This window comes from Pengzhenrongella sp. (assembly GCF_036565025.1).
Taxonomy (GTDB): domain Bacteria; phylum Actinomycetota; class Actinomycetes; order Actinomycetales; family Cellulomonadaceae; genus Pengzhenrongella.
The window spans coordinates 1-11564 of sequence record NZ_DATCNW010000438.1 but is presented as its reverse complement, the minus strand read 5'-3'; the positions used below and the strand labels follow the sequence as shown (position 1 = coordinate 11564).

The 11564-nt window shown below is 71.9% G+C and carries 9 protein-coding genes; 2 read left to right on the top strand and 7 right to left on the bottom strand.

The annotated features are described in order from the left end of the window. Window positions 1–435: 435 nt before the first annotated feature. The 4 genes from VIM26_RS25010 to VIM26_RS24995 all read right to left on the bottom strand — a co-directional run bounded on the left by VIM26_RS25010 (window position 436) and on the right by VIM26_RS24995 (window position 5698). On the bottom strand, window positions 436–1353 hold the full coding sequence (locus tag VIM26_RS25010; protein WP_331956045.1) for a glycine betaine ABC transporter substrate-binding protein: 918 nt from the start codon (window positions 1351–1353) through the stop codon (window positions 436–438). A gap of 67 nt (window positions 1354–1420) precedes the next feature. Next, a complete protein-coding gene (locus tag VIM26_RS25005; protein ID WP_331956044.1) occupies window positions 1421–2299 on the bottom strand; it encodes an ABC transporter permease in 879 nt (292 codons plus the stop codon). Beyond that, window positions 2296–3612 (bottom strand): glycine betaine/L-proline ABC transporter ATP-binding protein, encoded by a 1317-nt coding sequence (locus VIM26_RS25000; protein ID WP_331956043.1) that lies wholly within the window; start codon window positions 3610–3612, stop codon window positions 2296–2298. The genes VIM26_RS25005 and VIM26_RS25000 overlap by 4 nt, the downstream gene beginning before the upstream one ends. A 436-nt stretch (window positions 3613–4048) precedes the next feature. Further along, entirely contained in the window at window positions 4049–5698 is a 1650-nt protein-coding gene (locus VIM26_RS24995; RefSeq protein ID WP_331956042.1) for an ABC-F family ATP-binding cassette domain-containing protein, read from the bottom strand. Window positions 5699–5862: 164 nt separating this feature from the next. Here VIM26_RS24995 and ahcY point away from each other — a divergent pair, with 164 nt between their 5' ends. Beyond that, a complete protein-coding gene (ahcY, locus tag VIM26_RS24990; protein WP_331956041.1) occupies window positions 5863–7332 on the top strand; it encodes an adenosylhomocysteinase in 1470 nt (489 codons plus the stop codon). Between the two features lie 108 nt (window positions 7333–7440). Here ahcY and VIM26_RS24985 read toward each other — a convergent pair whose 3' ends face one another. After that, complete coding sequence (locus VIM26_RS24985; protein WP_331956040.1) at window positions 7441–8259, bottom strand: RDD family protein; 819 nt, start codon at window positions 8257–8259, stop codon at window positions 7441–7443. 73 nt (window positions 8260–8332) lie between these two features. On the opposite strand from VIM26_RS24985, the gene VIM26_RS24980 reads away from it, so the two are divergent. Beyond that, window positions 8333–9322, top strand: coding sequence for a stage II sporulation protein M (locus VIM26_RS24980; protein WP_331956039.1), 990 nt, complete (start codon window positions 8333–8335; stop codon window positions 9320–9322). Window positions 9323–9337: 15 nt separating this feature from the next. On the opposite strand, the gene VIM26_RS24975 is transcribed toward VIM26_RS24980, so the two are convergent. Then, window positions 9338–10549 carry a winged helix DNA-binding domain-containing protein gene (locus tag VIM26_RS24975; protein WP_331956038.1) on the bottom strand — a complete coding sequence of 404 codons (1212 nt, stop codon included), beginning with the start codon at window positions 10547–10549 and terminating at the stop codon, window positions 9338–9340. Continuing rightward, on the bottom strand, window positions 10546–11564 hold a 1019-nt coding region (locus VIM26_RS24970), incomplete at its 5' end, for a DUF58 domain-containing protein (RefSeq protein WP_331956037.1). The genes VIM26_RS24975 and VIM26_RS24970, both read right to left, overlap by 4 nt.

The window sequence follows — 11564 nt, the reverse complement described above, 5'->3', positions numbered from 1 at the left end:
ACCTTCCCAAAACTGGATCGCTCCCGCTCGGGGCGGGCCCGCACGCAATGGACGTAACTTGAGGTCCACGCAGGCGGGATCCAGAGGAGGATCCCCGCTCGGGGGCGACTGGCAGGGGGTCCTAAGTTACGACCATTGGGGGTACCCCCGCCGGATGGCACGCTGGCTGGATCGGCATCACCCATGGCGGGACCATAGCTCTTGGGCGCGCCTTGTTGCCGACCCGTCAGCCGCCGGACGGCGACGCTTCCCGATTCGGCGCTTGCGAACCCCACCCCGCCGTCGGGCACTCAATGCAAACGACGCGCGTCGCCCTCCCACCAGGAGTGCGGCGAGCGTCGTCGTCGCGAATCCTCCGCCGAGGTAGTACCTCCGCGCCGAGAGCGCTACACGGCTCTACCTCGGACGGGGAGTACTACCTCGGCGGGCGGGGGACTACTTTTTCGCGGCGGCCTTCAGGTCGGTGACGAAGGTCGGGTTGTCGGCCAGCCACTTCTTGGCCGAGGCCTCGTTGTCCTTGCCGCCGTTCTCGTTGAACATGAGGTTCTCCAGGGAGAACAGCTGCGCGTTGGTCAGCTTGAACTTCTTCAGCCAGGACGCGAACAGCGGGTAGTCCTTGCCGAAGTCGGTCCGGCCGACGGTCTCGATGTGCTCCGCCTTGCCGAGGCTGCCTTTGGGGTCCAACAGGTCGCGCAGCTTGTACGCCTCGTAGGCCCAGTGCGGGCGCCACAGAGTGACGGCGATGTTCTTGTGCTTGCTCATCGCGCCCTTGAGCTCGGCGAGCATCGCCGGGGTCGAGGACTCGATGAAGTCCATCTTGTCCAGGCCGTAGTTCGGGATGACGTCGTCCTTCATGATCCGCGTCAGGCCGGCGCCGGGCTCGATGCCGACGATGCGGTTGTCCACGACCCCGGGGTGCTTGGCGAGGTCGTCGAGCGACTTCAGCGGCGAGTCGGCGTTCACGGCGACGGTCAGGCGCGCGTCGGAGTACCAGGCGCCCAGCTGCTCCATGTGCTTGCCGTACTTCTTGAGGTAGTCCGCGTGCGTCATCGGCAGCCACATGTCGAAGTTCACGTCCGTGTCACCGCCCGCGAGACCGGTGTAGACGACGCCGGGGTCGGCGGTCTCCATCGTGACCTTGTAGCCCTCGTCCTTCAGGATCGCCTGCCACAGGTAGGACGCGGCGATGCCCTCGTCCCAGCCGGTGTGCACGCCGATCTTGACGTCCTGCTGGTCCCCGTTGGGGTTCTTCGGGCCGGCCGCGGCGGCGCCGCCGGCGCAGGCACCGAGTGCCAGGGCGATCGCGACGCCGGTGGCGACGAGAGTCAGGGGTCGTGCGAATCGTGCGGTCATCGTTGCCTTTCAAAGGTGCCGCGGCTGGGTGCCGGCGACGAAAGTTCGTGCAGGGCCAAGAGGGTGGTCAGGCGGCCGCGAGCTTGAGCGCGCGGGACACCGGGGCGCGGTCGGCGAGCGCCGACGTCATCCGGTCGAGGTAGATCGCGAGGATCACGACGCCGATGCCGGCCTCGGCACCCAACGCGACGTCGACCCGGGCGAGCGCCTCGACGACGTCGCTGCCCAGCCCCTTCGCGCCGACCATGCCGGAGATCACGACCATCGAGAGCGACAGCATGATCACCTGGTTGATGCCGGCCATGATGGTCGGCAGCGCGAGCGGGATCTGGATCTGGCGCAGGATCCGGCCCGGGCTGGCGCCGAACGCGTGACCTGCCTCGACGACCTCGGAGTCGACCTGGCGGATGCCCAGCTCGGTGAACCGGACGCCGGGCGCGAGGGAGAACACGATGGTCGCGACGATCCCCGGCACCGCGCCGGTCAGGAAGATGATGACCGTCGGGATGAGATAGACGAAGGCCGGCATCGTCTGCATGAAGTCGAGCACCGGGCGAAGCGCGCGGGAGACCCGGTCGTTGCGCGCGGCGAGGATGCCGAGCGGGATGGCGATGGCCAGCGCGATCGCGCTGGCGATGATCACCAGTGAGAGCGTCGCCATGGCGTTCTCCCACTGGTCGACGCTCACGATCAGGCCGAAGCCGACCAGCGTGACCAGGGCGAGCTTCCAGCCCTTGACGGCGAACGCGAGCCCGACGAGCACGAGCACGACGGCCCATGCGGGCGGTGTGGTCAGCACGAGCGAGAGGGTGTCGTACGCGGCATCCAGGACCGTCTTGATGGCCCCGAAGAAGGGGTCGAACGAGAGGGTCATCTCGGTCACGGCGGACTCGACCCAGTCCCCGAGCGGCAGGCGGTAGGGCAGGTCTGCGATTGCGGTGATCATCGGGCGTCTCCTGACGTCGTCAGGTCAAGTTCGTCGACGTCGAGTTCGTCGACGTCGAGTTCGTCGACGTCGAGGTCGTCGGCGGCGGGCTCGGCGATGGAAGGCTCGGTGGTCGACGACGCGTCGGGGGCGGGCTCGGCGGTGTTGGGCGTCATGGCCTCGAGCAGCGTCACGCGCGGGATCACCCCGACCAGGCGGCCGCGGGAGTCGATGACCGGGACGGGCAGCGGCGTCTCGGCGGCGGGCGCGAACAGCTCGGCGAGCAGCGCATCCTCGGCGACGGGGGAGACCTCGTCGAGCGTGAGGTCGACCAGTGCGCCACCGCCCGCGCGGACCGCGGCGACGACGTCGGAGTCGCGCACCACACCGAGCAGCTTGCGGTCGTGGTCGATGACGTAGGCCGCCGAGGTCTGGGACTCCTTCATCTGGCGCAGCGCGACGTGCGGGCCGCCGGACGCGGTGACGACGGCCTTCGCACGGACCATCACCGAGCCGGCGGTGAGCACCCGCGTGCGGTCGACGTCGGCCACGAAGGTCGCGACGTACTCGTCGGCGGGCTCGGACAGGATCTGCTCGGACGTGCCGATCTGCACGATCCGGCCGTCGCGCATCATGGCGATCCGGTCTCCCAGGTGCATGGCCTCGTTGAGGTCGTGCGTGATGAAGATGATCGTCTTGCCGAGCGTCTGCTGGAGCTCGAGGAGCTGTTCCTGCATCTCGCCGCGGATCAGCGGGTCGAGCGCGGAGAACGCCTCGTCCATGAGCAGCACGTCGGTGTCGGCGGCGAGGGCGCGGGCGAGCCCGACGCGCTGGCGCATGCCGCCGGAGAGCTGGGACGGCAGCGAGTCCTCCCACCCGTCCAGTCCGACCAGGCCGAGCGAGGTCGCGGCCCGACGGCGGCGCTCGGCGCGGTCGATGCCCTGGATCTCCAGCGGGTACGCGGCGTTGTCGAGCACCGAGCGGTGCGGCAGCAGCGCGAAGTGCTGGAAGACCATGCTGACCTTGCGCTGGCGGATCTCGCGCAGCTCGGACGCGCTGACCTGGGACAGGTCGGCGTCGCCGAGCAGGATCTTCCCGGCGGTGGGCCGGACGAGCCCGTTCAGCATCCGGATGAGCGTCGACTTGCCGGAGCCCGAGAGCCCCATCACGACGAACGTCTCGCCGGGGGTCACCTCGAAGCTCGTGTCGATCACGGCCGCGGTCCCGAGGTTCTTGATCTCCTCGCGGGACGCGCCGTCGCGCAGGCGCTTCACGGCCTCCTGCGGCCGTCGTCCGAACACCTTGAACACGCCTTCGGCGCGCAGTGCAGTCACGTCTCTCCCCGTTTCGCTTCGATCGTGGCCCGGACTCCGGTGCCCATGGGGGCGTGACGCAGCGGCGTCGCACGTCGTTCGCGCGCCGCAGCAGAAGTTCGGGCAGCCAGCCGGTCGGTGACGTCGCGCCAGCATCTTGTGCAGCTCGAGACGTCTCGGAAGGGGCTCCCCGCACCTTGCCGCGGCACCCTGTAGGAGCCGCTGGTCAGGTCGCGCACACGCCACCCAGTCCGACCGATCGTGGATCTGTTCGCTGTCACGATGCCCTGCCGCAGGCCAGGGACCTAACGCGCGTCAGGGGGGTCGGCACGCGTCGGACGGTTGTCGGCGCGCCGATAGCGCCGCTGACCTGCGGGTTTACTCATTTCGGACATGTGCGGACAAGGTGAGCGACATCACGCCCCAAAGCCGCACATCGGGCCCGAAGCGAGTGCGGTCACTCCTCGCGGACGCCCCCGGCGGCGACGACCCAGCGCCGGTTGACCCGGACCGCGTCGAGCATCCGGCGGTCGTGCGTGACGAGCAGCAGGGTCCCGGTGTACCCCTCGAGCGCGGCCTCGAGCTGCTCGATCGCGGGCAGGTCGAGGTGGTTGCTCGGCTCGTCCAGCACGAGCAGGTTGACCCCGCGGGCCTGCAGCAGCGCGAGCGCGGCGCGGGTCCGCTCGCCGGGCGACAGCGACGCGGCGGGTCGCTGGGTGTGCGCGGCGCGCAGCCCGAACTTCGCGAGCAGGGTCCGGACCTCGCCCGCAGGCCAGTCCGGGACGTGCGGCTCGAACGCGTCGACCAGCGGGAGCGGGGAGTCGAGCAGCGCGCGGGCCTGGTCGACCTCACCGATCGCGACGCTCGCGCCGAGCGAGGCGTGGCCGGCGGTGAGCGGGATCCGCCCGAGCAGCGCGCCGAGCAGCGTCGTCTTGCCGGCGCCGTTCGCGCCGGTGACCGCGATCCGGTCGCCGCCGTCGACCTGCAGGTTCAGCGGGCCGAGCGTGAACGCCTCGCCCCGCACGACGACGGCGTCGCGCAGCGTCGCGACGACCGCGCTGGACCGGGGCGCGGCGGCGATCTCGTAACGCAGCTCCCACTCCTTGCGCGGCTCGGCGACCTCGTCGAGCCGCTCGATCATGCGCGCGGTCTGCTTGACCTTGGCGGCCTGCTTCTCGGTCTGCTCGACGCGGAACCCGCGCCCGATCTTGTCGTTGTCCTTGGGCTTGCGGGCTGCCTTCTTGAGCCCCTGGTCCATCCAGCCGCGCTGCATCCGGGCCCGGTCCTCCAGGCCGCCGACCTTGTCGGAGTACTCGTCGTACGCCTCGCGCGCATGGCGCCGCGAGGTGGCGCGCTCGGCGAGATAGGCGTCGTACCCGCCGCCGTACACCCCGACGCTCTGCTGGGCGAGGTCCAGCTCGACGACGCTCGTGACGCACCGCGCGAGGAACTCGCGGTCGTGCGAGACCACGACGATGCCGGCCCGCTGGCCCTGCACGAACGCCTCGAGCCGGGCGAGGCCGTCGAGGTCCAGGTCGTTGGTCGGCTCGTCGAGCAGCAGCACGTCGAACCGCGCGAGCAGCAGCGCGGCGAGGCCGACGCGCGCGGCCTGGCCGCCGGACAGCCCGGTCATCGGGTGCGCCGGGTCCAGCGCCAGCCCGAGGTCGGCGAGCACCTGCCCGGTGCGCTCCTCCAGGTCGGCGGCGCCGAGCGCCAGCCAGCGCTCGAAGGCGTTGGTGTACGCGTCGCCGGCCCAGGGGAGTTCCTCGACCAGCCAGTTCGTGGCGAGGTCGAGCGCCTCCTGCGCCGCCGCGACCCCGGTACGCCGCGCGAGGTGGCCGGCGATCGACTCACCGACCCGCCGCTCGACCTCCTGCGGGAGGAAGCCCACCAGGGCGTCGGTCGGGGAGCGGACAACCGAGCCTTCGACCGTGGTCTCAAAGCCCTCGACGCCGGCGAGGATGCGCAAGAGCGTCGACTTGCCGGCCCCGTTCGCGCCCACCAGGCCGACGACGTCGCCCGGCGCGACGGTCAGCGCGAGGTCGGAGAAGAGCGTGCGGTCGGCATGGGCGGCACCCACGCCGCGGGCTATCAGGGTTGCGGTCACCGGTGAATTCTCGCAGCCCCGAGTAGGATGGCCGCGCACTGCGGCGGTGCTGCCCACCTGCCTCAAGGGCGCTCGCAACGGCCCAGCGCGTCCGCGCCGACAATCGTTGCATCGCCTCGCCAGCCGCGTTCAGATGAACCACCCATTCGAACCACCGGAGTGACATGAGCACCTCGTTCGACGAGTCCGCCGGCCAGTACAAGGTCCGCGACCTGTCCCTGGCCACCGCCGGCCGCCACCAGATCCGCCTCGCCGAGCACGAGATGCCCGGGCTGATGGCGCTGCGCGCCGAGTACGGCCCCACGCAGCCGCTCGCGGGCGCCCGCATCGCCGGGTCGATCCACATGACCGTGCAGACGGCGGTGCTCATCGAGACGCTCACCGCGCTCGGCGCGACGGTCCGTTGGGCCTCGTGCAATATCTTCTCCACGCAGGACGAGGCGGCGGCCGCCGTCGTCGTCGGCCCGAACGGCACCCCTGCGGCGCCGACCGGGGTGCCCGTCTTCGCCTGGAAGGGCGAGTCGCTCAGCGAGTACTGGGAGTGCACCGAGCAGATCCTGGTGTGGCCGGGCGGCGAGCGGCCCAACATGATCCTGGACGACGGCGGCGACGCCACCCTGCTGGTCCACTCGGGCGTCCAGTTCGAGAAGGCCGGCGCCGTGCCCGCCGACGGCGCAGTCGGTTCGCCCGGCTACTCCGAGGAGTACAACCTGACCCTTGCGCTGCTGCGCCGCTCGCTCGCGGAGGACCCGAAGCGCTGGCACGCGATCGCCGCGGACATCCTGGGCGTCACCGAGGAGACCACGACGGGCGTGCACCGCCTGTACCAGCTCGCCGAGACGAACCGGCTGCTCTTCCCGGCGATCAACGTGAACGACTCGGTCACCAAGAGCAAGTTCGACAACAAGTACGGCATCCGGCACTCGCTGCCCGACGGCATCAACCGCGCGACCGACGTCCTGATGGGTGGCAAGGTCGCCTTCATCGCGGGCTACGGCGACGTCGGCAAGGGTGCCGCCGAGGCGCTGCGCGGCCAGGGTGCGCGCGTCATCGTCAGCGAGATCGACCCGATCTGCGCGTTGCAGGCCGCCATGGACGGCTACCAGGTCGCGCGCATCGAGGACGTCGTCGGCGAGGCCGACTTCTTCGTCACGACCACGGGCAACAAGGATGTCGTCACCGCGGCGCACATGGCCGGGATGAAGAACAAGGCGATCGTCGGGAACATCGGGCACTTCGACAACGAGATCGACATCGCCGGCCTGGCCGCGACGCCCGGGATCACCCGCACGGAGATCAAGCCGCAGGTGCACGAGTGGACGTTCCCCGACGGGCGCTCGCTCATCGTGCTGTCCGAGGGCCGCCTGCTGAACCTCGGCAACGCGACCGGGCACCCGTCGTTCGTGATGAGCAACTCGTTCACGAACCAGGTCATCGCGCAGATCGAGCTGTTCACCAAGCGCGACGAGTACCCGATCGGCGTCTACCGCCTGCCGAAGGTCCTCGACGAGAAGGTCGCGCGCCTGCACCTCGACGCGCTGGGCGTCCGCCTCACCGAGCTCAGCAAGACCCAGGCCGAGTACCTGGGCATCGACGTCCGGGGCCCCTACAAGGCCGAGCACTACCGCTACTGACCGCCCCCGAGACGGGCCGGCCCGCCGGCCGCCCCGCCTGAGTCGAGAAGTCGAAATCCGCCCATCCGGTCGACCGTGGATGGGCGGATTTCGCCATCTCGTCGAGGGTCAGTCGACCGGGTCGGGGATCTGGTGGGGAAGGCGCCGGACCAGCTCGGCCTCGGCGGTGGCCGTCCGGTCGGCGGCGTGCGCGGCGGCGAACTCGCGGTCCCTGCGCTCGGCGAGGACGGCGGCGAGAAACATCTCGGGGTGCGTGCCGGGCGGGGGCGGCGGCGCGACGGCCAGCTCGGCCTGGCTCGCGAGCTCACGTCCGAGCCGCTCGCGCGACGCCGGGTGCAGCGTGTTCGCCCGGCCGAGGAACTGGCGGGCGGCGAGCGCGAGCCCATCGGGCAGCCGGCGCATGTCCGCACTGTGGGCCCAGCCGGCGAGCTGGTACGGCATCGCCACGGGTGGCAGGGTCCGCTGGGCGCCGCGCACCCGGACCGCATAGGTGCCGGCGACGATGTCGCCCACGCGCTTGCCCTTGTCGTTGAGCAGCGACGTGATCAGTGCGACCGAGCCTGCGGTCATCCACAGCTCACCGGTCCCGGTGAGCGCCCGGATCAGGGCGTGGCGGAAGCGGACCGGGCCGCCGTCGTCGCGCACGATCCGGATCCCGGCGGCGAGCTTCCCGAGCGACCGGCCCCGGGTCAGCGTCTCGACGGTGACCGGGATCAGCACCATCACCGTGACGATCACGAGGACGCCGATCGCCCGTCCCGCCGAGTCGCTGATCTGAGTGCCGAGCCCGCCCAGCACGATCGAGATGAGGATCGCGATGCCGACGATGACCGTCAGGTCGAGCAGCGCGGCGAGCATCCGCGACGCGAACGACGCCGGTCGGGCGTCGAGCAGCACGCCCTCGCCGGTGAGAATGCCCTCGCTCATTGCCGTGATCCCTCGCTCGCGTCCGGTGTCCTACTCTCCGCTGCGCGCCCGCCGCTGTGGCAGGGTATCGGGGGTGGACCTGGATGCGTTCTCTGCGGTGCGCGGCGCGGCCTGGGCGCGCCTCGACGAGCTGACCAAGCGGCGCCGTCTGACCGGTACCGAGAGCGACGAGATCGTGCGCCTGTACCAGTCGGTCGCGACCGATCTGTCGACCGTGCGTTCCACCGCACCGGACCCCGCGACCGTGTCCAGGCTCTCCGATCTGCTGGGGCGCGCGCGCGCGGCCATCGCCGGGGCGCACGAACCCGCCTGGGCGGACGTCACCCGGTTCCTCGTCGTCTCGCTGCCAGCCGCGCTGTACCGGATCCGGTGGTGGACCGTCGCGATCATGCTCGGCAGCCTGCTCCTGGCGACGATCGCGGGCTGGTGGGTCGTGACCCAGCCGGACGCCCTCGCCGCGATGGGCACGCCCGCCGAGCAGGACAAGTACGTCGACAACGCGTTCTCCCAGTACTACGACCCGTCGGCGGGCTTCGCGGCCATGGTGTGGACCAACAACGCGTGGCTCGCGGCGCAGTGCATCGGGCTGGGTATCAGCGGTGTCATGCCGGTCCTCGTCCTGGTCACGAACGCCGTCAACGTCGGCGCGGTCGGCGGGATGATGGCGGCGCACGGCCACCTCGGCGTGTTCTTCTCGCTCATCTCACCGCACGGAATGCTCGAGCTGACAGCCCTGTTCGTGGCCGGCGCGGCGGGCCTGCGGATCTTCTGGGCCTGGATCGATCCGGGCCACCGGCCCCGTGCGCGGGCCGTCGCGGAGGAGGGACGCGCGCTGATCACCGTCGCGATCGGGCTGGTCGGCGTGCTTGCGGTCTCGGGCCTGATCGAGGGGTTCCTGACCGGCTCGACCCTGCCGTGGGCGGTCAAGATCGCGGTGGGCGCGATCGCGGTCGCCGCGTTCTGGGTCTACACGATCGTGCTCGGCCGCCGGGCGGTCGCGGCGGGGGAGACCGGCGACCTCGACGCCGACCGCGCCGGGCAGACCCTGCCCGTCGCCGGCTGACGGCGCGGCGCGAGGTCAGCTCCCGACCGCGTCGTGGCGCTGCACGCGGTGGGTGTCGGCGTCGTCGGCGACGAAGCGGACGAGCCGGTCCGCCTCCGCCTCGGTCTGTGCCCACTGGGAGCGGGTGAGCGCGTCGAACGGCTCGACGGCGAGCGTCGCCACCCGCCCGGCCCGGCGCACCGTCCACGAGCCTGCCGCGACGCCGTCGACCAGCACGGCGCCCGGGACCGCGCCGTTGGACCGCCACAGCCGACGGCGGTTCTGCTCGCTCACCAGCCGGGTGCGGTCCGCATAGGCGACCAGCAGGTTGTCGAACTCCGGCAGGAACCGCACCGGCGCCGCAATGTCCTGCGCCGGCCGGGGCGCGCCCGGCAGGTCGAAGAGCTCCCGTCCATTGCGCGCCCCGGGCGACGGCTCGGCCCGGAACGTCACCAGCCGCGGCCGCAACCGCTCGAACACCGCCCCGAGCCGGCTCAGCCCGCTCCACTGCTGTGCGTCGGCAACGCTCGCCGGCCCGAACGCCTCCAGATACCGCAGCACCAGGCCCTCCGCCGAGAGTGGAGCTGTCGCCCCTGGAAGGCGCGTTCCAGGGGCCAGAACTCCACTCTCGGCGGAGGTCGGGCTGAGCCAGGCGCGGGTCGTGGTCCAGGTGGTGGGGCCGGACCTGCCCCACACGGCGCGCGGGGGGATCTGGACCAGGGGCAGCACGCAGCGGGCGCCGTACGTGAGGGAACCAGGGTCGACGTCGGGCCAGCGCGGCGACAGGGCCTCGCCCAGCTCGGCCGGGCCGAGGGGCCGCGCCTCGAGCAGCTCCCGGGCCCGCGCCGCGAGCTCACCGAGGTCGATGTCGCGCAGCTGCGGACCGTAGGTCGCATTGGTGCGCAGGAACCGCTCGAGCGGCGCCGTCGTCACCGGCGGCAGCGCGAACGCGTCGGCGGCCGTGACCAGGTGGATGGTGCCGCGCATCAGGACGATCCGCACCGCGCTGCGGTCGAGGATCCGGTCCGCGAGGGCGGCATGCGTGAACCCGGCGAGCCTGGTCCACAGCCCGGTGTACGGCGCCCACGGCGCCTGGGCCTGCAGGCCGACCAGATGCTCGATCATCCCCAGCGCGGTGAGCTCGGAACGTTCGAGCAGGTGCTGGCGCGCAAGGACCGCCCGCCCGAGGGCGCGCGGGCCGAGCACGCCGCCGTCCGGAGCGGGACCCGGGCCCCGTCCTGCGCTCACAGCCGCCCGGCGGCCTTGAGCTGGAGGTAGGTGTCCGCGAGCCGCGGTGCGAGGTCGTCGGGCAGCGCGTCCACGATGCTCACTCCGCGCTGGCGCAACCGGGCGGCCACCGCCGCGCGCTCGAGCTCACCGCGTTCGGCCGCCGCGGCGTCGAACACCTCGGCCGCACCGGACCGCCCCGCGAGCAGCGCGGCGACCTCGGGGTCGCGGACCGAGGCGAGCACGACCGTGTGGTCGTCCGTGAGCTGCCCGACGACGCCGAGCAGCCCCGACTCGACCGCCGCCGGTTCGAGGGTCGACAGCAGCACGACGAGGGCCCGCTGGGACAGCCGCTCGCGGACCAGGGCGACGACGCCCGGCCAGTTCGTCTCCACGAGCGCGGGCTCGAGCGGTGCCAGCGCGTTCGCGAGCGCGGGCATCAGGTTCGGCCCGCTCGCGCCGGCGACCCGAGCGCGCAGCCGGCGGTCGTAGGCGACCAGCTCGACCCGGTCGCCGGCCCGGGACGCCAGGGCCGACAGCAGCAGCGCCGCCTCGATCGACGCGTCGAGCCGGGGCTCGTCACCGATCCGCGCGGCGGACGTTCGTGAGGTGTCGAGCACGAGCAGCACCCGGCGGTCCCGTTCGGGCCGCCAGGTACGCACCACGACCTCCGAGCGCCGCGCGGTGGCGCGCCAGTCGATCGAGCGCACGTCGTCGCCGATCACGTACTCGCGCAGCGAGTCGAACTCGGTGCCCTGACCGCGGACCTGGACCGCCGAGCGACCGTCGAGCTCGCGCAGCCGTGCCAGCCGGCTCGGCAGGTGGCGCCGCGAGGCGAACTCGGGCAGCACCCGCAGCACGGCGGGCACCTCGAGCGACACCTGGCGGGCGGCCAGGCCGAGGGGCCCGAACGAGCGGATCGTCACCCGGTCCGCCAGCCGGTCCCCGCGCCGCGTCGGGGAGAGCACGGTCACCAGCCGCCGGGACTCCCCGGCGGGCAGGTCGATCACGTGCCGGTTGGCGCGCGCTCCCGCGG